Annotated in this window: 18 protein-coding genes; 7 read left to right on the top strand and 11 right to left on the bottom strand. The window is 73.3% G+C overall.

Going from position 1 to position 19,627, the window contains the following annotated elements:
• Nucleotides 1-16: 16 nt before the first annotated feature.
• Both ACWEKM_RS05160 and ACWEKM_RS05155 read right to left on the bottom strand, forming a co-directional pair.
• Complete coding sequence (locus tag ACWEKM_RS05160; protein WP_451619775.1) at nt 17-1,864, bottom strand: transketolase; 1,848 nt, start codon at nt 1,862-1,864, stop codon at nt 17-19.
• Nucleotides 1,861-3,243, bottom strand: coding sequence for an NAD(P)/FAD-dependent oxidoreductase (locus ACWEKM_RS05155; protein ID WP_451619774.1), 1,383 nt, complete (start codon nt 3,241-3,243; stop codon nt 1,861-1,863). The genes ACWEKM_RS05160 and ACWEKM_RS05155 overlap by 4 nt, the downstream gene beginning before the upstream one ends.
• Before the next feature lie 227 nt (nt 3,244-3,470).
• On the opposite strand from ACWEKM_RS05155, the gene ACWEKM_RS05150 reads away from it, so the two are divergent.
• Nucleotides 3,471-3,818, top strand: a complete 348-nt coding sequence (locus ACWEKM_RS05150) for a VOC family protein (protein ID WP_451619773.1) — start codon at nt 3,471-3,473, stop codon at nt 3,816-3,818.
• Between the two features lie 331 nt (nt 3,819-4,149).
• Here the strand turns inward: ACWEKM_RS05150 and ACWEKM_RS05145 are convergent, their stop codons facing one another.
• Nucleotides 4,150-5,049 carry an arginase family protein gene (locus ACWEKM_RS05145; RefSeq protein ID WP_451619772.1) on the bottom strand — a complete coding sequence of 300 codons (900 nt, stop codon included), beginning with the start codon at nt 5,047-5,049 and terminating at the stop codon, nt 4,150-4,152.
• Nucleotides 5,050-5,174: 125 nt separating this feature from the next.
• Here ACWEKM_RS05145 and ACWEKM_RS05140 point away from each other — a divergent pair, with 125 nt between their 5' ends.
• Nucleotides 5,175-5,522 (top strand): DUF6204 family protein, encoded by a 348-nt coding sequence (locus ACWEKM_RS05140; protein WP_451619771.1) that lies wholly within the window; start codon nt 5,175-5,177, stop codon nt 5,520-5,522.
• On the opposite strand, the gene ACWEKM_RS05135 is transcribed toward ACWEKM_RS05140, so the two are convergent.
• The 5 genes from ACWEKM_RS05135 to ACWEKM_RS05115 are packed head-to-tail and all read right to left on the bottom strand — an operon-like array spanning nt 5,494 to nt 11,104.
• Nucleotides 5,494-6,045: a GNAT family N-acetyltransferase gene (locus ACWEKM_RS05135; RefSeq protein ID WP_451619770.1), complete on the bottom strand. Its 552-nt coding sequence runs from the start codon at nt 6,043-6,045 to the stop codon at nt 5,494-5,496. The genes ACWEKM_RS05140 and ACWEKM_RS05135 overlap by 29 nt on opposite strands.
• Nucleotides 6,046-6,085: 40 nt before the next feature.
• Nucleotides 6,086-7,009 carry a S66 peptidase family protein gene (locus ACWEKM_RS05130; RefSeq protein ID WP_451619769.1) on the bottom strand — a complete coding sequence of 308 codons (924 nt, stop codon included), beginning with the start codon at nt 7,007-7,009 and terminating at the stop codon, nt 6,086-6,088.
• Entirely contained in the window at nt 7,006-8,958 is a 1,953-nt protein-coding gene (locus ACWEKM_RS05125) for an LpqB family beta-propeller domain-containing protein (RefSeq protein WP_451619768.1), read from the bottom strand. The genes ACWEKM_RS05130 and ACWEKM_RS05125 overlap by 4 nt, the downstream gene beginning before the upstream one ends.
• A gap of 15 nt (nt 8,959-8,973) precedes the next feature.
• Nucleotides 8,974-10,278 carry a M20/M25/M40 family metallo-hydrolase gene (locus tag ACWEKM_RS05120; RefSeq protein WP_451619767.1) on the bottom strand — a complete coding sequence of 435 codons (1,305 nt, stop codon included), beginning with the start codon at nt 10,276-10,278 and terminating at the stop codon, nt 8,974-8,976.
• Complete coding sequence (locus ACWEKM_RS05115) at nt 10,271-11,104, bottom strand: M55 family metallopeptidase (RefSeq protein ID WP_451619766.1); 834 nt, start codon at nt 11,102-11,104, stop codon at nt 10,271-10,273. The genes ACWEKM_RS05120 and ACWEKM_RS05115 overlap by 8 nt, the downstream gene beginning before the upstream one ends.
• Before the next feature lie 176 nt (nt 11,105-11,280).
• Here ACWEKM_RS05115 and ACWEKM_RS05110 point away from each other — a divergent pair, with 176 nt between their 5' ends.
• Complete coding sequence (locus tag ACWEKM_RS05110) at nt 11,281-11,529, top strand: hypothetical protein (protein ID WP_451619812.1); 249 nt, start codon at nt 11,281-11,283, stop codon at nt 11,527-11,529.
• A 327-nt stretch (nt 11,530-11,856) separates the two neighbouring features.
• Here the strand turns inward: ACWEKM_RS05110 and ACWEKM_RS05105 are convergent, their stop codons facing one another.
• On the bottom strand, nt 11,857-14,262 hold the full coding sequence (locus tag ACWEKM_RS05105) for an MFS transporter (RefSeq protein WP_451619765.1): 2,406 nt from the start codon (nt 14,260-14,262) through the stop codon (nt 11,857-11,859).
• Nucleotides 14,263-14,413: 151 nt separating this feature from the next.
• Nucleotides 14,414-14,857 carry an SRPBCC family protein gene (locus tag ACWEKM_RS05100; protein WP_451619764.1) on the bottom strand — a complete coding sequence of 148 codons (444 nt, stop codon included), beginning with the start codon at nt 14,855-14,857 and terminating at the stop codon, nt 14,414-14,416.
• A gap of 159 nt (nt 14,858-15,016) precedes the next feature.
• On the opposite strand from ACWEKM_RS05100, the gene ACWEKM_RS05095 reads away from it, so the two are divergent.
• From ACWEKM_RS05095 to ACWEKM_RS05080, 4 genes are all read left to right on the top strand, one after another.
• Nucleotides 15,017-16,078 carry an Rv2578c family radical SAM protein gene (locus ACWEKM_RS05095; RefSeq protein ID WP_451619763.1) on the top strand — a complete coding sequence of 354 codons (1,062 nt, stop codon included), beginning with the start codon at nt 15,017-15,019 and terminating at the stop codon, nt 16,076-16,078.
• Nucleotides 16,079-16,213: 135 nt separating this feature from the next.
• On the top strand, nt 16,214-17,875 hold the full coding sequence (locus ACWEKM_RS05090; protein WP_451619762.1) for an alpha/beta hydrolase: 1,662 nt from the start codon (nt 16,214-16,216) through the stop codon (nt 17,873-17,875).
• A 61-nt stretch (nt 17,876-17,936) separates the two neighbouring features.
• Nucleotides 17,937-18,335, top strand: a complete 399-nt coding sequence (locus tag ACWEKM_RS05085) for a RidA family protein (protein WP_451619761.1) — start codon at nt 17,937-17,939, stop codon at nt 18,333-18,335.
• A 20-nt stretch (nt 18,336-18,355) separates the two neighbouring features.
• Nucleotides 18,356-18,856, top strand: a complete 501-nt coding sequence (locus ACWEKM_RS05080) for an N-acetyltransferase family protein (RefSeq protein ID WP_451619811.1) — start codon at nt 18,356-18,358, stop codon at nt 18,854-18,856.
• A gap of 43 nt (nt 18,857-18,899) precedes the next feature.
• On the opposite strand, the gene ACWEKM_RS05075 is transcribed toward ACWEKM_RS05080, so the two are convergent.
• Entirely contained in the window at nt 18,900-19,475 is a 576-nt protein-coding gene (locus ACWEKM_RS05075; RefSeq protein ID WP_451619760.1) for an adenylosuccinate lyase, read from the bottom strand.
• Nucleotides 19,476-19,627 lie beyond the last annotated feature (152 nt).

Raw genomic sequence — 19,627 nt, 5'->3', positions numbered from 1 at the left:
CGGCCGTCCGCAGCGCTCACCCCCCGGCCGTCTCCTGCGCCAGCAGTCGGCCTGCCGCCGCGATCGTCTGGGCGTCGATGCCGGCGGCGTGCAGTTGCTCGTCGGGCGCGGCCGACCCCGGCATCGTCCGCACCGCCAGTCGGACCAGCCGGGGCACCGTCCTGCCGTCGACGAACGCGTCGAGCACGGCGTCCCCGATGCCGCCCTCCTCGTGGTGGTCCTCCACCGTGAGCAGACAGCCGGTCTCCTCGGCGGCCCGGTGCAGGGTGTGCCGGTCGACGGGCTTGACCGAGTACAGGTCGACGACCCGGACCGCAACGCCCTCGTCCGCCAGCAGATCGGCGGCGGTCAGGGCCTCGGGCACGGTGACCCCGGCGGCCACCACGGTCAACTGGTCCTCGCCGGATGAGCGCAGCACCTTGCTGCCGCCGACCGGGAACTCCTCGTCCGGGCCGTAGAGGACCGGGCCGCCGCCGCGCGTGGTCCGCAGATAGCGGACGCCGTGCAGGTCGGCCATGGTGGCGACGAGCTTCGCGGTCTGGTTGGCGTCGCACGGGTACAGCACGGTCGAGCCGTACACGCTCCGGAACATCGCCAGGTCCTCCAGACCCATCTGGGAAGGCCCGTCCTGGCCGATCGAGACGCCCGCGTGCGAGCCGACCAGGTTGATGCCGGAGCCGCTGATCGACGCCATGCGCACGAAATCGAACGCGCGCGTGAAGAAGGCCGCGAACGTCGAGGCGTAGGGCACCCAGCCGCGCGCCGCCATGCCCACCGCGGCGGCGACCAGCTGTTGTTCGGCGATGTAGCACTCGAAGAACCGGTCGTGGTGCTCCTTGGCGAAGAACTCGGTACGGGTGGAGTCGCCGACCTCCCCGTCGAGGGCGACGATGTCCCCGCGGGCGGTGCCGAGCGCGGCGAGCGCCTTGCCGAACGCGTCCCGGGTGGCCGCCTTGTCCCCCCGCTCGTAGCGGGGCAGCTCCAGTGCCTGAGTCGGCACGGAGCGCAGGGTCCGGGCGGCGCGCGGCTCCCGCACCCGTACCCGCAGCTCGCGCGCGCCGCCCAGCTCGGCGATGGCCTCCTGCGGGTCGGGCAGCGGCTTGCCGTGCAGGCCCTCGCGGTCCTGGACGGAGGCGACACCCTTGCCCTTGAGGGTGCGGGCGAGGATCACGGTGGGTTGTCCGCTGGTGGTCTCGGCCTCGGTGTAGGCGCGGTCGACGGCCGCGACGTCATGGCCGTCGACCTCCACCGTGTGCCAGCCGAAGGCGTGGAACCGGCGGGCGTAGGCGTCGAGGTCGTGGCCGTGCCGGGTCGGGCCGCGCTGGCCGAGCCGGTTGACGTCCACGATCAGTGTGAGGTTGTCCAGGTGCTCGTACGCCGCGTGTTCGGCGGCCTCCCAGATCGAGCCCTCGGCCAGTTCGCTGTCGCCGCACAGCACCCAGACCCGGTAGCCGGTGCGGTCGAGCCGCTTGCCGGCCAGCGCGATACCGACACCGACGGGCAGTCCCTGGCCGAGCGAGCCGGTGGCCGTCTCCACCCAGGGCAGCCGCCGCGGGGTCGGGTGGCCCTCCAGTCGGCTGCCGAGCGAGCGGAAGGTCATCAGTTCGGCGTCGTCGACGGCGCCGGCCGCCTTGTAGGCGGCGTACAGCAGGGGCGAGGCGTGTCCCTTGGAGAGGACGAAGCGGTCGTTGGCGGGGTGGGCGGGGCGCTCGAAGTCGTAGTGCAGATGACGGTCGAGCAGCACCGCCATCAGCTCCGCGGCGGACATCGAGGAGGTGGGGTGCCCGGACTCGGCCGCGGCGGAGGCGCGCACGCTGTCCACGCGCAACTGCTGGGCGAGGTCGTTGAGTTCGTCGGTTTTCATGGGTCTCCTTCCGCGGGGATGTCGGTGCGCCGGACGGGGCCGGGGGCGGGCTGGCCATCGGTGTGCGCTCCGGGTCCGCCCGGTACCCGGGCCAGTTCGGGGGATGCGGTGTCCAGCGGCACCGACCAGGAGCGCACCAGCCCCAACTGGACGGCCTGGGGCGGCAGTACGGTGTCCAGCAGCCAGTCGGCGGCGACCCGGACCCGGTTGCCGGGCATCGCCGCCAGGTGGTAGCCGCGGGTGAGGGCCCCGGCCAGGAGGCCGGAGAGCGGGATGCCGAGCGGGTCGGCGGCGGCCCGGGCGCCGCCGAGGTCCACGACGAAGCCCAGGTCGCGATGGCGGTAGGGGCGGCCCTCCCCGGCGCCGAGCGAGGCGGCCACGTTGACCGCCACGGCCGCGCCCTGCCGCCAGGCGTGCTGGGCCGTCATCGGCGTCAGGCTGCCGGGGTGCTCCAGGTCAGGCACCGCCGCCGCGTCGCCGCACGCGAACACCCCGGGCTGCCCGGGCACTTGGAGAAAGGGGTCGACGATCAGCCGGCCACGCTCCAGTGGACGGCCGATGTCCTCGACGAGCGGATCGGGCCGGACGCCGACGCACCACACCAGCGTGCGGGTCGCGACGAACTCGCCGTCGCTGAGCCGCACCCCGTCGTGGGTGGCCTCCTGCACCGAGGTGCCCATACGGACCTCGACGCCCCGGTGTCGCAGCACGCGGTCGGCGGTGCGCGAGAGGTGTTCGCCCAGCTCGGGCAGGACGCGCGGGGCGATGTCCAGCAGCAGCCAGCGCGGCCGCACCCCGCCCGGCAGCACCCGCCTGCGCGCCGCCTCGGCGGTGGACCGCTGCATGTGCGCGGCCACCTCGGTGCCGGTGTAGCCAGCGCCGACCACGACGAAGGTGCAGCGCGCGGCGGCGTCGCGCGGATCGTCGTCGGCGGCGGCCAGCTCCAGCTGCCGGGTCACATGATCGCGCAGGTAGAGGGCCTCGGGCAGGCCGCGGAAGCCGTGCGCGTACTCGGCCACGCCGGGTACCGGCAGCAGTTTGTTGACGCTGCCGACGGCGAGCACGAGCCGGTCGTAGCCGAGGGTGCCCGTCCGCCCCTCGGGGTCGGTGTAGTGCACGGCCCGCCCGTCGAGGTCGACGCGGTCCGCGACGCCGAGCACCGGGCGCACATCGCGCAGCGTGCCGGCCAGCGAGACGGTGACGCGACGCGGCTCCAGGGTGCCCGCGGCCACCTGGGGCAGCAGGGGCAGGTACAGGAAGTAGTCGGTCGCGTTCAGCAGGGTGATCTCGGCCCGCCCCCGGGCGTGCCGGGACAGGGCACGGGCCGCGCGGTACCCGGCGAAGCCGGCTCCGACGATCACGATGCGGGGTCGCCTCACGATGGCCCTCCGGCGGTACGACGGCTTGGAACCCTCCGCGTCCCCCTGCGCGCCCGGCTCAAACCCGCGAGTCCCGCACCGGCGCGCCGGTGACCGTGGTGTGCCGGGTGGTACGGAGGGCCGTTTGCGCTGTCCGACGGGCGCCCGTGCGAAGGGCGTGGCCGGGTACGGTGAGTGATCGGGGGAAGCGATCTCCTCGGCCCGGCGGCCCAACTAGGCTCGTGGGCATGGAGATTCTGGGCGCCTCACTGCGCATCTGCGTCGACGACCTCGATACCGCGGTCCCCTTCTACGAACGCCTGGCGGGCGGCAGGGCGGTGCGGTCCGAACGCGGTGGTGTGCGGGTCGCCGCGGTCGGCTCCTTTCTGCTGATGAGCGGCCCCAAGGACGAGCTGGATCTGCTGCGCAAGGTGACCGCGACCATCGCGGTCAAGGATGTGGACGAGGCTCACCGGCTGCTCACGGACCTCGGCGCGCACGTTCTGGCCGGCCCCGTGGCCACACCGGCGGGCCGCAATCTGCTCGCGATGCACCCGGACGGGGCGCTGTTCGAGTACGTGGACCACCGAAGCTGACCCGAGCACGGTCCGACGGCGGCATCCCCAGTCCCGCCCGCCCCCGGCATCACGTGCCCACCCGCGGCATCACCCGGTGGCACGGGCGTGACGAGCCCATCCCGGCGCACCGTGCCACGGCTCAGGTCGTGGCCGGCCGCACGGTCGTGACCGGCCGCACGCGGAAGTCGAGCGGGCGGGCCGCATGCCGCGCAGCGGCGCGTAGCCGATCCGCCGGACCGATCCACCGGGCCGTGCCGCGGGGCATGTCGTCGCGGTCCCGGCCCTCGATGCGGGGCCGCTCATCGAGCGGTGCGCGGCGGGGCAGCGGGGTGTCCAGGGGTGCCGCCGGTCAGGACGGCGCAAAGGCGGCGACCACGGCGTCGGCGAGCAGGGCGCCGGCCGTACCGTCGGGGTCCAGGTCGGGGTCGTAGATGGTGACGTTGAAGCCGACGCACCGCGGGGAGGCGAGCAACGGGCGGAGCAGCGCGACGAGTTCGTCGGGCAGCAGCCCGTCGGGGTCGGGGCTGTCGACGGCGGGCATCACGGAGGGGTCGAGAACATCGGCGTCCAAGTGCACCCAGAAGCCGTCGAGTTGCGGTGCCTCGAAGCTCTGTGCGGTGGTCCGGGCGACGGTGTCGGCGCCCCACTCGCGCAGCTCGCCGACGGTGACCGCGGGGATCTTCAGGGCGGCCAGTTCGGCGCGGTCCTCCTCGAAGTAGTCGCGGATCCCGACGAACCGTACATCCTCGTCGCGCAGGTAGGGCCGCAGGCCCTCCAGGTCGGTGAGGTCCCGCTGGCCGCGTCCGGTGCCCAGGGCGACCTCCTCACCGCCGGCCGCGCCGATCCGGTCGGAGTTGCCCGGGTGCCGGAAGTCCGGCGAAGCGTCGACGGCGACCAGCCCGTACCGACCGAGGCGGCGCAGCGCGAGGGACGCGCCGAGCTGGATGGAGCAGTCGCCGCCGAGGACGACGGGGAAGTCACCGGCGCGGACATGCCGTTCGACGCGGTCGGCGAGCTTGACGGTGTACCCGGCGAGGGCCACCGCGTTGAAGACGCCGTCGCCCTCCTGCCAGTCGCCGCGGTCGTAGCGCGGCGGGACCACGACCCCGCCCTCACGAGCACCCAGCCGCTGCACGATGCCCTGCTCGCGCAGGGCTCCGGCGAGTTTGCAGCAGCCGGGCACGGTGCCGGGGGCAGGGGGGCGCAGGCCCAGGTTGGAGGGGGCGTCGAGCACCACGAAATTCCGCATGCGGTCGATCCTCGCCGACGTAGAGTCGGTCGTCCATCGGATTGAGTTCGGGTCGAGATCGGGTCGAGCGGGTCGAATGTGAATCGACCGGGTCGAGTTCGGATCGAGTGAGGACGGAACGGCATATGAGCGAGCGGCACACCTACCGGGTCATCGTCCGGGGCACCTGGGCGCGGCTGACCGAGCAGGCCCGGGACCGGCTGCTGGCCGAGGCCGCCGAGCACGGGATGACGAGCATGCGGTTCACCGAGGAGGGCTCGCTGTCGTACGAGGCGCGGCCGTTGAAGCACTTCTCGATGCGGTACGTGGTGGTGTCGGACGCGGCCGACGGGGAGGAGATGGCGGCGGCGCTCGCGGAGGAGCGGGCTCAGGCCCATCTGACCGGTCTCGGCTACGGGTTCACGGAGCTGAAGTCGACCGTGACGGACCTGGACACCATGAAGATCAACCGGAAGCCCGCATCTCGGCGGTGATCGCCCAGCGCTCGTGGTCCCGCCAGGCCCCGTCCATGAAGATCATGTTCGGTGAGAAGCCCTCCAGCCGGAACCCGGCGCCACGGGCGAGGGCGATGGAGGGGGCGTTGCCCGGCTGGACGTTGATCTCCAGCCGGTGCAGCCGCAGCGGCCCGAACGCGTACCCGATCACCAGATCGAGCCCCTCGCGCATCAGCCCGCGCCCGGCCGCGTGCGCGAAGGCGCCATAGCCGAGGACGCCGCACCAAAAGCCGCCCCCGACCATGTTGTTGATGTTGATGAACCCGGCGATGGCCCCGCCGTCCTTCTCGCAGACCAGGAACCCGACCTTCGTCGGATCCTCGATCAGCCGGCCCGCGTACCCGGCGTAGGCGGCCTCATCGAGCGGCGGGAACAGCCATGGCTGGTGCAGGTCCTTGCTCTCCCGGGCCCGGGCGGTGAACTCCGGACCGTCCCCGCGGGTGAAGTGCCGTATGCCCACCCGGGGCCCCTCGGCGAGATGGCGAGACTGGCTGTGCGGCATCCCGCCACCTTACGCCGGTCCGGCCACCCCACCACCGCGATCAGCGCAGGGCCGGCTCGTCCAGGGTCAGGGTGCCCGCGATCGCGTCCAACTCGGCCGTCACACCGAACGGGACCGTCAGCGCCTCGTCGCAGTGGCCGAACCCGACCTCTTCCAGGACGGGTACGCCGAGGCCGCCGAGGCGGTCGGCGAAGACCGCGCGCAGTTCCTCGTACGGACCGCAGCCGGCCCAGGACCCGAGCCCGATCCCCGCCACACCGTCCAGCCGTCCGGAGCGCAGGAGCTGGGTCAGCAGCCGGTCGACGCGGTACGCGGGCTCGCCCACGTCCTCCAGGAGCAGCAGCCCGCCCCGGGCGACCGGTGGGGTGAGCGGTGTGCCCAGGTCGGCGGCGAGCAGGCTCAGACATCCGCCGAGGGTGACCCCGCGGGCCCGGCCCGGCACCAGCGCGGGGCCGCCCGCGGCGATCGTGCGGACCGTCTCCGGGGCGAACAGGGTCGCCCGGAGATGCTCCTGCGTCCGCGTGTTCTTGATGAAGTCGACGCCCGCCGCCGCGGGCCCGTACAGCGTGGCCAGGCCGAGCCGGGCGGCGAATGCCTGGTGCAGCACGGTGACATCGCTGAAGCCGACGAGCACCTTGGGGCCGGCCGCCCGCAGCGCCTCCCAGTCGAGGAGGTCGACCATGCGCTGCGCGCCGTAGCCGCCGCGGGCGCACAGCACCGCGGCCACATCCGGATCGCACCAGGCCCGCTGGAGGTCGGCGGCCCGGTCGGCGTCGGTGCCGGCCAGGTAGCCCAGCTCGCCGTGTCGGTCCAGCACATGGGGTCGCACGACCGGGTCGAGGTCCCAGCCGCGCAGGATGTCGAGGCCCGCCGCCAGGCCGTCCTCGGTCACCGGCCCGCTCGGCGCGACCACCGCGACCCGCGCCCCGGGGGCGAGCCGCGGCGGCCGCAGGAGTTCTCTCACGTCATCAGCTCCAGCTTCTGGATCCCGGGCATATCCAGCCCGAACACCTGGGCGTACAGGGAGAGTTCGGCCTCCAGGGCGCGCACCATGGTGTCGGCCCTGCGGAAGCCGTGCCCCTCCCCCTCGAAGGCGAGATAGGCGTGCGGCACCCCGCGCCCCCTGATCCGGCCCAGGAAGCGTTCGCACTGCACGGGCGGGCAGATCACGTCGTCCAGGCCCTGCAACAGCAGGAACGGCGCCGAGATCCGGTCGGCGTGCTCGGCCGGGGACCGCTCCGCGTACCGCTCGGGGACCTCGGCGAGCGGCCCGACCAGGCCCTCCAGGTACCGCGACTCGAAGTCGTGGGTCTCCCCCGTGCTCCAGCCGGTGAGGTCGAGGATCGGATAGACGATGGTGCCGCAGGCGTAGATGTCGGTGCTCGTCAGGGAGGCCGCGCTGGTCCAGCCGCCCGCGCTGCCGCCGCGGATCGCGAGCCGGTCGCGGTCGGCGGTGCCCTCCTCGGCGAGGGCGAGCGCGACGGCGGCGCAGTCCTCGACGTCGACGACGCCCCACTGCTCGCGCAGCCGGTCCCGGTACTCGCGGCCGTACCCGGTCGAACCGCCGTAGTTGACCTGGGCGACCCCGATGCCCCGGGAGGTGAAGTAGGCGATCTCCAGGTCCAGCGTCAGCGGGGCGCGGCCGGTGGGGCCGCCGTGCACCCAGACGACGTAGGGCGCGGGTTCGCCGTGCGGTGCCGTGATGCCCGGATGGTGCGGCGGGTACACGTGGGCGTGCACCTCGCGTCCGCCGGGGCCGGTGAAGGCGCGCACCCGTGGCTCGGGGTACAGGGCCGGGTCGACCGGGTCGGTGTGCCGGGCGCCGATCACCCGGGCCCGGCCGGTCCCGGTGTCCAGTTCGACGACCTCGTACCCGCTGTGCGGGCCCGCGCCGACGGCGACGACCCGGTCGCCGTGCGCCGCGAGCGTCGACTCGAACTCGGACCAGGGCCCGGCCGTGTCGGCGATCTCACCGGTCCTCGGATCGAGGATGCCGAGGGCCTTCCCGCCGCGGCCGTGCAGAACCGCGATCAACCCGCTGTCCAGCGGGGCGAACCAGCGGTGCCCCAGCTTCCACAGCGGCCCGCCGAACTCCTCCTCGCGCGGGCACAGCGGGGTGCCGTCGCGGTACAGGTTCCACCAGCCGCTGCGGTCGCTCGCGTACAGCAGGCTCCCGTCGGCCGCCCAGTCGGCCTGGGCGACGGACTCCGCCGGTCCCCCGGCGACCGTCCGCGCCCCGCGCAGGGTGCCGTCGGCGGTGACGTCCGCGACGATCAGCTCGGTCCCGTCCCAGGGCATGCGCGGATGGTCCCAGGCGAGCCAGGCGGCGCGGCGGCCGTCCGGCGAGAGCCGCGGCCCGGTGACGAACTGGTGCCGTTCAGCGGCGAGTTCGCGCACGGCGTCACGGTCCTCGGCGGCCGAGCCGTCCAGCGGTACGGCCGCCGCGACGCGCCGCAGGTCGCCGGGCCCCTCGCCGGTGAACTCCTCCAGCACACACCACACTTCGCCGCGTTCCAGGTCGAGCCGCGGCTCGGCCCAGCGCAGTCCGCCGCCGACCTGCGAGACGGGCGTGAGCGGGCGCGGCTCGCCGCCCGGCTCGTACCGGTACAGCCGCTGGTCGGCGAAGTGCACGAACACGACGAGCGGCCGGCCCTCGCGCACCGCACCGGCCCAGGGGTGACCGCCGTACTCGATGACGCGGCTGCGCACGTTCCACGGCGCGGGCAGCAGCGATTCCTCGGTCCGGTCCGCGCGGCGCCGCACGAGGGTCCGGCGTCCGCCCTCTTCCGGCCGCGGCTCGGTCCACCAGATCTCGTCGCCGACGAGGCCCAGCCACTCCGGATGGCCGTCGTGCGCGGCGGCCAGGGCCGCGTCGATGGGCGAGGGCCAGGAGCCGTACGCCATGGTCCGCATGGGATCCCCCATCGTCTAGGCCGTCTGCAGGAAGCGGTCGAGGACGCGGACGCCGAAGTGCAGCGCCTCGGTCGGCACCCGCTCGTCGACCCCGTGGAACATGGCCCCGTAGTCGTAGCCCTCGGGGAGCCTGAGCGGGGTGAAGCCGTAGCCGGTGATGCCGAGCCGGGAGAACTGCTTGGCGTCCGTGCCGCCCGACATGCAGAACGGCACCACATGCCCCTCGGGCGCGAACTCCTCGACGGCGGCCCGCATCCCGGCGAACGTAGGCGAGTCCACCGGCGATTGGAGGGCGACCTCCCGGTGGTGGAACTCCCAGTCGACGTCCGGTCCGGTCAGCCGGTCGAGGGTGGCGCGGAACTCGTCCTCGCCGCCCGGCAGATACCGTCCGTCGACGAAGGCGACGGCCTGCCCCGGAATCACATTGACCTTGTAACCGGCCTCCAGCATGGTCGGGTTGGCGCTGTTGCGGACGGTCGCGGCCACCAGTTCGGCGGCCGGGCCGAGCTTCAGCAGCAGCCCGTCCACGTCGTCCAGGTCCGCGTCGATGCCGTACAGGGCGGCGAGTTCGGTCAGCGCGGCGCGCACCGTCGGGGTGAGCCGCGACGGCCACTGGTGCCCGCCGATCCTGGTGACGGCGGCGGCCAGCCGGGTCACCGCGTTCTCCCGGTTGACCTTGGACCCGTGCCCCGCCCGGCCGCGCGCGGTGAGCTTGAGCCAGCCCGTGCCGCGCTCACCGGCGGCGATCGGATAGATCTGGCGTCCGGCGCCGTCGTGGAAGGTGTAGGCGCCCGACTCGCTGACGCCCTCGGTGCACCCCTCGAAGAGGTGCGCGTGCCGGTCGGCGAGGAATCCCGAGCCGTCCTCGGCGCTGGCCTCCTCGTCGGCGGTGAAGGCGACGACCACGTCGCGCCGCGGGCGTACACCCGCGCGGGCCCAGGCCCGCACCACGGCGAGGATCATCGCGTCCATGTTCTTCATGTCGACGGCGCCCCGGCCCCAGACGACCCCGTCGCGGATCTCGCCGGAGAAGGGGTGCACGCTCCACTCGTCGGCCCGCGCCGGGACGACGTCCAGATGACCGTGGACGAGCAGGGCCGGGGCCGACGGGTCGGTGCCCTCGATGCGGGCTACTACGTTCGTCCGGCCCGGGGTGCGTTCCAGGAGGGTGGGTTCGAGGCCCGCGCCCGCCAGTTGCTCGGCCGCGTACTCGGCGGCGGGCCGCTCCCGGCAGTCGCCCCCGCCACGGTTGGTGGTGTCGATCCGGATCAGCTCGGAGGTGAACCGGACGACCTCGTCCAGCGCGCGTTCGTCAGCCATACTGCTCCTCCACCGCGGCCGAGGCGATGGTGGTGACCGCCTTGAAGCTGCGGATTCCCTCGTACATGGTGTCGCTGCTGTACGTCACCTTGCGCTCCCCGGTCCGCTCGACGCCCGGCACGACGGTGACGGCCTGCGCCAGGTGCTCGGCGTCGAACTCCAGGGCGATGGTGAACGGGCCGCCGTGGACCGGCTCGTGGCGTACCGCCAGCGCGGCGGCCTCCTTGGCGGCGGCGTGGATGTCGGCGGCGGTCCTGGCCGGTGTGCGGCACACGGCCGCGTACCGCGACACATGGTCCTTCACCGCGACCTTGAACGCCTCGGGCGCATACCCGAGCGCGTCCTCGCAGGCCACGTCGTCCCCGGTGACGAGGACGACGGGCACCCCGTACTCGGCGACGACATGGGCGTTGAGGAGTCCCTCGCTGGCCCGTACGCCGTTCAGCCACACCCCGGTGATCGAGTTGGCGAGATAGGTGTGCGCGAGGACGCCCTCCATGCCGGCGCCCGCGTGGTAGCCGACGAAGGCGATGCCGTCCACGTCCCCGTGCTGCACGCCCTCCACCATGGACAGGGACTTGTGCCGCCCGGTGAGCATCTGCGTCCGCTCGTCGAGCCGCTCCAGGAGCAGATTGCGCATCGACCAGTGGGCCTCGTTGACGAGGACCTCGTCGGCTCCGCCGTCCAGGAAGCCGCGCACCGCGGCGTCGACATCGGAGGTGAACAGTGACCGGCACCGCTCCCACTGCGGTGTCCCCGGCAGCACGTCGGCCGGCCAGGTGACGCCGGTCGCGCCCTCCATGTCCGCACTGATGAGGATCTTCATGCCGCGCCACGTTACGCGGTACGGAGCCGACCGGCCACGATCGAGCGGCGGAAAGCTCCGCACGGGCGGGAACATTCCGGGCGCGCCCGGCGCTCTCTGGTCCATAGCCCATCGGGTGGGCCAGGCGGGACGCAGGCGGGAACCCTCGGGGACGGGCCAGGAAGGGCGTGGGAGTGATGACAGGTCAGGAGCGGCCGGGCACGGCCGAGAGCGCGTCCTTCGTGACGTCCTGCGGCCGGCGGATCGCGGTGAAGTGCCTGCGGCTGGCCTCACCGGAGAAGCCGATCAGCCGGGTCACGCTGGACGTGGGACAGGACCGGGGCGGCGAGCCGGGCACCTGGGCGGCGCTGACCGCGGACGAGGCCCGCGACCTGGCCCGCCTCCTGCTCACCCAGGCGTCCCTCGCGGACCACCCCGACCGATGAGCCACCCCGACCGATGAGCCACCCCGACGATCCGGTGAGCCGCCCCGACGATCCGGTGAGCCGCCCCGGCCGCCCGGTGCCACCACCCGCTCGGCCGGACCGGCCGGACCTGGCGGTGCCACGCGGGACGTACGCGGTGTGATGCGCGGGCGTGGCCGCGCGCAGCCGGGCGTGGTGTGCGCCCGCAGGGGTCCGCCCGCCCTTACCGTACGGCTCCGGCCGGTCGCGTTGGGTATCAACGCCGGAATCGGCGTCACTTGATCGCTCCGGCGCACGGGGCCGCACCCTCGGGGGCGCACGAGTGGGTTCGCGCCCCCGGGTGCCGGGTCAGTCCTCGTGGCCGAGCTGCAGGTCACGCTCGGTGCGTCCGCCGCCCGCGACCTGGAGGACGGTGGCCACCGGGGGGTAACCGGCCGCGATGACGGTGTACTCGCCGGAGGAGAGATCCACGAACCGGAACGTTCCGTCGGGGCCCGTGGTGAGCGTGTCCACGACGTTGCCGGCCGCGTCGAGGAGGGTCACGCGCGCGTCCTCGACGGGCCGTCCGCCACCGGCCCGCACGGTGCCGCGCAGCACGGCGCCGCCCGCCAGTTCGACGTCCTGCCGGGTCTCCCGGGCCGCCTGCACGCTGACCGGGAGCGCGGCGGGCCGGAAGGCGGGCGCGCTGGCGGCGAGGGTGTACTCCCCGGCGACCAGTTCGGTGATGACGTAGCCGCCCTCGCGACCGCTGCGGGTGGTGGCGACCACCTCGCCGTGCACATTGGTGAGCGTGACCGTGGCGTCCCGCACCGGGGCGCCGTCCGCGGTGAGGACGGAGCCGGCCAGGCGGCCCGCGCCGCCGAGAACGACGTCCAGTTCGACCGGCCGCTCGCCGACGGTCACGGAGACGGCCTGCGGCTGGTGGCCGCCCGCGGCGGCGATCAGGACGTACGCCCCGGAACCCGGTGTGGACAGCGCGTACCGCCCGTCGTTGCCGCTCGCGCCCCGGCCGATCTGCTGCCCGGTCACATCGATCAGGGTGAGCGCCGCGCGGGGCACCACGGTGCCGTCGGGGTGCTGCACCGTGCCGCAGACGGGGATCCCCGCGGCGTGGGACGAACGGGCCTGCGGGATGGAGGCGTGCATCTGCGCGGTCTCCGGGTCGGTGGCGGGGGCGTTGTGGGACACCAGGGGTTTCTCCTTGAGGAAGAAGGCGATGAGCAGACCGAGCACGAGCACCGGAACGAGGTAGAGGAAGATCCGGGGCATCGCGTCGGCGTAGGCGTGGATATAGGCGTCGCGCAGCGCCGGGGGCAGGGCGTGGACCGTCTGCGGGGTGATCGACTCGGGGTCCGGCAGCCGGGCACCGGCCCGCGCCGGGAGGCGTGCGCTCAGGGCGTCGGTGAGCCGGCCGGCGAACAGGGTGCCGAAGACGGCGGCGCCGACGCTGCCGCCGATCTGCCGGAAGTAGTTGTTGGCGCTGGTCGCGGTGCCGAGGTCGGCGGGGCGCACGGAGTTCTGCACGGCCAGGATGAGGACGGGCATCACCATGCCGATGCCGGCGCCGAGGACGGCCATCCAGATGCTGTAGTGCAGCCGGGGCGTGTCGATCTCCAGCCGGGACAGCAGCCACATCCCGGCCACCGAGAGGGCCCCGCCCAGGACGGGGTAGATCCGGTAGCGGCCGGTGTGGCTGATGAGTTGTCCGGAGATGATCGACGCGACGACGATGCCGCCCATCATGGGCAGCATCAGCAGGCCCGACTCGGTGGCCGTGGCCCCGTCGACCATCTGGAGGAAGGTCGGCAGATAGCTGGCGGCGCCGAACAGGGCGACGCCGATGACCAGGCCGACCAGGCCGGTGACGTTGAACACCGAGTCCCTGAACAGCCTGAGCGGGATGAGGGGTTCGGCGGCGAAGTGCTCGGCGACCAGGAACAGGACGGTGGCCGCCACCGCGCCCGCGCCGAGCCCGAGGATCTGGCGCGAGCCCCAGTCGTACTCGGTGCCGCCCCAACTGGTCAGCAGCACCAGGCAGGTGGAGGCGGCGGCGAGCAGCAGCGCGCCGAGGACGTCGAGCCGGGCGCGCACGCGCTGCTTGGGGAGTTTGAGCACGACGCTGATGACGGCCAGGGTGACAAGGCCGAAGGGCACGTTGATGTAGAAGCACCAGCGCCAGGTGAGGTGGTCGGTGAAGTAGCCGCCGAGCAGCGGTCCGGCGACGGAGGCGAGGCCGAAGGCGGCGCCGATCAGCCCCATGAACCGGCCGCGTTCCCGGGGCGGCACGATGTCCGCGATGATCGCCTGCACCCCGATCATCAGCCCGCCCGCGCCGACGCCCTGGACGGCCCGGAAGGCGATCAACTGGTCCATGCTCTGCGCCCGTCCGGCCAGCGCGGAGCCGATGACGAAGACGAGGATGGCAAACTGGAAGACGGCCTTGCGGCCGAAGAGGTCGCCCAGCTTGCCGTAGATCGGCAGTCCCACGGTGGCCGTGAGCAGGTATGCGGTGATCGCCCAGGACATCTTGTCCAGGCCGTGCAGCTCACCGACGATCTTGGGCAGCGCGGTGGCGACGATCATCTGCTCCAGCGCGGCGAGGAGCAGGGCGAGCATCAGCCCGACGAAGACCAGCCGGACCCCGCTCCGGCTCAGTTCGGGGGCGGCGGCGGGCGGCGGCAGCGGCACCTTCGAAGGTGCCACGACCGGCTCGTGCTCCACCGGCTCGTGCTCCACCAGAGTCGTCCCGCCCACGTATCGCTCCCCTCGTCGCGCCGCTGCACAATTCCCGCGCACGGCGACAACTGCGAGCGGGCGCGACGAGTTACGGATGCATGCCGGGCGCCCCGGAGATCCACTCGAACCGGTGAGGGGTCCAACACCCCTTCACCACCGGCTTCTTGGGCTACTTCTCGATCTCTGCGGCGAACTTGGCGAGCAGCGCGTCGTAGATCCGGCCGAGCCCCTTGGGCGCGAAGGTCCGCTCGAAGAAGCCGCCGATGCCGCCGGCCCCGGTCCAGGTGCTGGTGACGACGACGCGGGACGCGCCCTCGCCCGCCGGGGTGACCCGCCAGACGGTGACCATGGAGGAGTTGCGGTCCTTCTCGACCAGTTCGCCGTCGGTGGGCTCGGTGACCTCCAGGAGGCAGTCCCGGACGCGCTTGCTGGTGGCCTGGAGCCGCCAGTGGACGAGGGTGCCCTCTCCGTCGCCGCCCTCGCGCACCTCGTACTCGCTGAACTGCTCGGGCAGCACCTTCGCGCGTGTACCGCGGTAGTCGGCGAGGGCGTCGAACACCTTCTCCGCGTCCGCCGCGACGACCCGCTCCGTAGTGGCCTCGACCTGCGCCATTGGCTTCCTCCAGGACCTGAGTTCTCGGGGTTGGGGCCACCCAATCACCCCGGCCCCCGGCCGCCAAATCGGGGTGCCGGAAGCGACGCCCGGAACCATCCTCGCACGATCATGCGAACGAGTGTTCTATTCTGTGGGCAGCGCTACCGAGGAGGCGTCATGCGCTGGGAGAACCTCACAGTGGAGTCGGCACCGCCGGAGCACGGCCGGGTCGACGCGGCCCTGTTCGGCGCCGACGCGGTGACCACCCGCACCTTCGACACGCCCGAGTTCCACGGGATCACCTTCCATGAGATCCGAGCCCGCTCGATCATCAACCGGGTGCCGGGCGCCTCGCGCATGCCCTTCGAGTGGACCGTCAACCCGTACCGCGGTTGCTCGCACGCATGCGTCTACTGTTTTGCCCGCAAGACCCACAGCTACCTGGACCTGGACACGGGGATCGACTTCGACACCCAGATCGTGGTCAAGGTGAACGCGCCCGAACTGCTGCGCCGTCAACTCGGCTCCGCGCGCTGGCGGAGCGAGCACATCGCGATGGGCACGAACGTCGACTGCTACCAGCGCGCCGAGGGCCGCTACCGGCTGATGCCGGGCATCATCGCCGCGCTGCGCGACCACGCGAACCCCTTCTCGATCCTGACCAAGGGCACGCTGATCCTGCGCGACCTGGACCTGCTCAAACAGGCGTCGGAGGTGACGGACGTCGGCATCTCCGTCTCCGTCGGCTTCACCGACCCCGGCCTGTGGCGCACCGTGGAGCCGGGCACACCCGCGCCCGAACGCCGCCTCGACGTGGTGCGGACCCTCGGCGAGCACGGCATCGGCTGCGGTGTGCTGATGGCCCCGGTGGTCCCCTTCCTGAGCGACCACCCGGCCCAGCTGAGGACCACCGTGCGGGCGATCGCGGCCGCCGGGGCGACCTCCGTCACCCCGCTGGTGCTGCATCTGCGGCCCGGGGCCCGCGAGTGGTTCATGGCCTGGCTCGGACAGCACCACCCTCATCTGGTGCGCCGCTACGAGCGGCTGTACGCGGAGGGCGCCTACGCGCCGAAGTGGTACCAGCGCCGGATCACCCGTCAGGTGCACGAGCTGGCCCGGGAGTACGGCATCGGCCCCGCGAGCACGGGGATGCCGCGCCGCATCCGGCCGCCCGAGCCGGTGCCGCCGCCGGTCCACGGACCAAGGGCGGCCGAGCCGGTTCAACTCACGTTGATCTGAGAGCGTTCGAGCGCATCCCGCGACCCAATTGGGTCAAGTATCCCCACAACAGGTTCTTCCGGGCGCCCACTCCGGGACGATGCGGCGAGGACCGCGACCCTCGCGGTCCCGCCCCCTCCGTCCTGGGAGGACGCAATGAGAACACGCGCTGCCGTGCTGTGCGGTGCCGCCGCCGTCGTGGCCGGGTCGCTCACGGCCGTCCCCGCCGGCGCGAACCCGCGGCACGCCGCGACGGACGCCCCGGCCACCCCCTCCGCCTCCGCCGCCTCCGCCGCTTCGTCCGGACCCTCCGCCGCTTCGTCCGGGCCTTCCGCGGCTGCCGCCGCGGCCGCGAAGCTCACCTGGAAGAAGTGCGGCACCACCGACTATCCGGCGCTCCAGTGCGCGTCCCTCAAGGTGCCCCTCGACCACACCCGCCCGCAGGGGAAGCAGATCACCCTCGCGCTCTCGCGCGTCCCGCACACCGCCCGGACCTCCCAGGGCCCGCTGCTGGTCAACCCGGGCGGACCCGGCGGCAGCGGTCTGACGCTCGCCGGTTTCGTCGCGTCCGCGCTGCCCAAGACGGTGGCGGCCCAGTACGACGTCATCGGCTTCGACCCGCGCGGCGTCGGCAGGAGCACGCCCGCCCTGGACTGCCGGCCCGGCCACTTCGACGCGGTGCGGCCCGACTCGGTGCCGAGCACGCCCGCGGTCGAGCAGGCCAACCTCGCCCGCGCGCGGGCGTTCGCCGCGGACTGCGGCAAGAAGTACGCGGACGTGCTGCCGTACATCGACACCGTGAGCGCCGCGCGGGACCTGGACAAGATCCGGCAGGCCCTCGGCGCGCAGCGCGTCAACTACCTCGGCTACTCGTACGGGACCTACCTGGGCGCCGTCTACGCGAAGTTGTATCCGGAGCGGGTGCGCCGCCTGGTGCTGGACTCGATCGTGAACCCGACCGGCGTCTGGTACGAGGACAACCTCACCCAGGACCACGCCTTCGACGACCGCCACCGCGCCCTGATGGCCTGGATCGCCCGGCACGACTCCGCATACCGGCTCGGCAGGGACCCGGCGGCGGTCGAGGCCAAGTGGTACGCGATGCGGGCGGCGCTGGCCGCGAAGCCGGCGGGCGGCAGGGTCGGCGCCGCCGAACTGGAGGACACCTTCATGCCGGGCGGCTACTACAACGGCTACTGGCCCCATCTCGCCGAGGCGTTCGCGGCGTACGTGAACGACAGGAAGACCGGGCCGCTGGTGGCGGCGTACGAGAACTTCGGCGCCGTCGACGAGTCCGGCGACAACGGCTTCAGCGTCTACTCGGCGGTGCAGTGCCGTGACGCCGCCTGGCCGCGCGACTGGAACCGCTGGCACCGGGACACCTGGGCGGTGTACGAGAAGGCTCCGTTCATGGCCTGGAACAACGCCTGGTACAACGCGTCGTGTGCCTTCTGGCCCACCGGCACCCTGCGGCCGGTGAACATCGCCAACGGCAAGCTGCCGCCGGCGCTGCTGTTCCAGGCGACGAACGACGCGGCCACCCCGTACGAGGGCGGCGTCACGGTCCATCGCCTGCTCGGCGGTTCCAGCCTGGTGGTCGAGCGGGGCGGCGGGAACCACGGCGTCACACTGAGCGGGAACGCCTGCCTCGACGAGCATCTGGCCCGCTATCTGACCGACGGCACGGTGCCGCGCGGCGACGGCACGGCCGACGCGGTGTGCGAGCGGACGCCCGACCCCAAGCCGCTCGGCACCAAGGAGGCGTCCACCGCGTCCCGCGGCTCGGCCCTGCACGGACTGCTCGGCTTCCGCGGCTGAGCACCGCACGATCCCGCGGCCCCGCGGGGGCGTTGTCACACCCCTGGTCCACCATGGACGCATGAGTGAGCCGATCAGGATTCCCGCCCCCGACGGGGTCGCCCCCGCCGCCCAGTACACCCATGTCGTAGCCGCCACCGGCCGCTTCGTCGCCGTCTCCGGCCAGCTCGCCCTGGACGGGGACGGCGAACTCGTCGGCGCGGGCGACCCGGCGGCCCAGGCCCGCCAGGTCTTCGAGAACCTGCGGCGCTGTCTGGCCGCCGCCGGAGCGGACTTCGCGGACGTCGTCAAACTCACCTACTTCGTCACGGACATGGCCCATATGCCCGCGATCCGCGCCGCCCGCGCGGCGCACATACCCGACGACCGGCTCCCGGCGGCATCCGCCGTGCAGGTCGCCGGGCTGGTCCGCCCGGGGTTCCTGATGGAGATCGAGGCGTTCGCGGTGGTGGCCGAGTGACCGTGCCGCTGGTGCGGCCCATGACGCTCGCCGACTGCGACCGCGTCGCCGAGATCCGCGTCCACGGTTGGCAGAACGCCTACCGGGGCCTCATCCCGCAGGCCCATCTCGACGCGCTCAGCGTGCCGGCGGACGCCGAGCGGCGACGCGCACACTTCGGCGACGGCACGGGCCCGGTGCTGAACCTGGTGGCCGAGCTGGACGGCGAGATCGTCGGCTGGGCGGCGCACGGGCCGTACCTGGACGGCGACACGCACACCGCCGACGCCGAGTTGTACGCGCTGTACGTCGACCCCGGGCGCCTGGGCAGCGGCATCGGGCGGGCGCTGCTGACGGAGTCGGTCCGGCAGCGCGCGGTCGCGGGCCATCCACGGATGCTCCTGTGGGTGCTGAAGGAGAACGCGCGCGCCCGGCGCTGCTACGAGCGGGCCGGGTTCCGGGCCGACGGCGCAGAGGAACCCTTCGACGTGGACGGCGTACCGGTGCCCGAAGTGCGGTACGCGCGGACACTGGTGGGCTGACAGGGCGTCACCTTCGCGCGGACACTGGTGGGCTGATGGGACGTCACCTTTGCGCGGGGAGCCGGGCCAGGGCGTGCACCGCGGACTCGGCGAGCGCCGGATGGGCCAGGGCCTCGTTGAGGACGGTCCTGGCGCGGGGGTCCCCGAGCGCGCCGAGGCCCTCCACACAGGCGAGGGCCACCCGCCGGTAGGGGTCGTGCGGGCGCAGCCGCCGCTCCAGGGTGGTGATCAGCGCGGGCACGGACTCGGGGGCGCGCAGCTCCACCAGGAGCCGGACCGGGAACAGGGCGTAGGCGACGCGCAGTTCGTTGGTGGCGAGGGCGGCGGCGGCGCGGGCCGTACGCGGATCGCGGAGCCGGGCGAGGGCATGGGCGGCGGCGGCACAGCGCGGCGGGTCGCGATGGTTGAGCAGCAGCACCAGGGCTTCAAAGGAACGCCGGTCGCCCGCCACGCCCAGCCGGAACGCGACCAGTTCCCTGGCCCACAGCGGCTGCCCGGCCGCGACGAGCTCCTCCGCCAGTTCATCGAGATCGTCCGTCGCGAGCAGCCGCCGATACGCCGCCGTTCCGCCCGACTCCTGCCGTAAGCGCTCCGTGAGCGACCGCAACTCTTCGTCCACGCATCCCAGACTAGGGGCGCCGCACGGCGCCCGGGGCCCGGGCCCCCCACACGGGGGCGGGGCAGTGCGGGCCCGCCACCACCCCGCCCCCCCCGCCGCCCGACGCACCCCCCAAGCCCCCAAACAACACAACCCCCCCCCCCCCCCCGCAC

Source organism: Streptomyces sp. NPDC004752 (genome assembly GCF_053601275.1).
This window is presented reverse-complemented; position numbering and strand designations above follow the sequence as displayed.

Excerpts from the sequence above, each read along its gene's own strand:
- ACWEKM_RS05125 (WP_451619768.1), bottom strand. The coding sequence starts at position 8,958 with ATGCGGACCATGGCGTACGGCTCCTGGCCCTCGCCCATCGACGCGGCC.
- ACWEKM_RS05145 (WP_451619772.1), bottom strand. The coding sequence starts at position 5,049 with ATGCGGAATTTCGTGGTGCTCGACGCCCCCTCCAACCTGGGCCTGCGC.
- ACWEKM_RS05120 (WP_451619767.1), bottom strand. The coding sequence starts at position 10,278 with ATGGCTGACGAACGCGCGCTGGACGAGGTCGTCCGGTTCACCTCCGAG.
- ACWEKM_RS05085 (WP_451619761.1), top strand. The coding sequence starts at position 17,937 with ATGAGTGAGCCGATCAGGATTCCCGCCCCCGACGGGGTCGCCCCCGCC.
- ACWEKM_RS05140 (WP_451619771.1), top strand. The coding sequence starts at position 5,175 with ATGAGCGAGCGGCACACCTACCGGGTCATCGTCCGGGGCACCTGGGCG.
- ACWEKM_RS05135 (WP_451619770.1), bottom strand. The coding sequence starts at position 6,045 with ATGCCGCACAGCCAGTCTCGCCATCTCGCCGAGGGGCCCCGGGTGGGC.
- ACWEKM_RS05100 (WP_451619764.1), bottom strand. The coding sequence starts at position 14,857 with ATGGCGCAGGTCGAGGCCACTACGGAGCGGGTCGTCGCGGCGGACGCG.
- ACWEKM_RS05115 (WP_451619766.1), bottom strand. The coding sequence starts at position 11,104 with ATGAAGATCCTCATCAGTGCGGACATGGAGGGCGCGACCGGCGTCACC.
- ACWEKM_RS05110 (WP_451619812.1), top strand. The coding sequence starts at position 11,281 with ATGACAGGTCAGGAGCGGCCGGGCACGGCCGAGAGCGCGTCCTTCGTG.
- ACWEKM_RS05150 (WP_451619773.1), top strand. The coding sequence starts at position 3,471 with ATGGAGATTCTGGGCGCCTCACTGCGCATCTGCGTCGACGACCTCGAT.
- ACWEKM_RS05160 (WP_451619775.1), bottom strand. The coding sequence starts at position 1,864 with ATGAAAACCGACGAACTCAACGACCTCGCCCAGCAGTTGCGCGTGGAC.
- ACWEKM_RS05095 (WP_451619763.1), top strand. The coding sequence starts at position 15,017 with ATGCGCTGGGAGAACCTCACAGTGGAGTCGGCACCGCCGGAGCACGGC.
- ACWEKM_RS05080 (WP_451619811.1), top strand. The coding sequence starts at position 18,356 with ATGACGCTCGCCGACTGCGACCGCGTCGCCGAGATCCGCGTCCACGGT.
- ACWEKM_RS05090 (WP_451619762.1), top strand. The coding sequence starts at position 16,214 with ATGAGAACACGCGCTGCCGTGCTGTGCGGTGCCGCCGCCGTCGTGGCC.